Here is a 585-nt window from a genome sequence, read left to right on the forward strand (position 1 = left end):
CCGCCGCCGCCCGCGCCGAGATCGACAGCCGCGCCGCGGCGATCGAGACCCGCGCCGCCGAAGCCGCCCAGCAGGCCGCCACAAGCGCCGCCGAGGCCGCCAGCCGCGCGGCCGGTGCCAGCCTCGTCCCGGACCGCGAGGCGCTGCTGACCGAGGCGCGGCAGGCCGGCTCGGACGCCGCCGCCAAGCTGATTGCCGAGGCCCCCGCCACGCCCCAGCCCGACGGCGCGATCCAGTCCACGCTGGCCGCGCAGGCCCAGGAGCTCGCCGCGCTCGACACGCGGCTGCGCGAGCTGGCATCCGCCCAGCCCGGCGACCTCGACGCGCTGCGCCAGCAGGTCGAGACGCTGGCCGCGCGCGAGCCCGTCGATCTCGCCCCGCTGCGCCAGCAGGTCGAGGACCTCGCCGCCCGCCCGCCGGTGGATCTGGAGCCCCTGCGACAGGAGGTGCAGGCGCTCGCCGCCCGCCCGACCGTGGATCAGGCGACCGCCGACCGGCTCGAACAGCTCGCCGCTGACGCCGAGGCCGCGACGGCGCGCATCAACCAGGCCGCCGACGAAGCCGAGGCGCGGCTGGCCGAGGCCG

The 585-nt window shown here is 79.3% G+C and carries 1 protein-coding gene; it reads left to right on the forward strand.

Going from position 1 to position 585, the window contains the following annotated elements; genetic code table 11:
* Positions 1–585: hypothetical protein (locus ACFHYO_RS03475; protein ID WP_394318414.1), on the forward strand; the 585-nt coding region annotated here is incomplete at both ends.

Origin of the sequence: Paracoccus panacisoli (genome assembly GCF_042435015.1) — a bacterium.
Taxonomy (GTDB): Bacteria; Pseudomonadota; Alphaproteobacteria; order Rhodobacterales; family Rhodobacteraceae; genus Paracoccus; species Paracoccus panacisoli.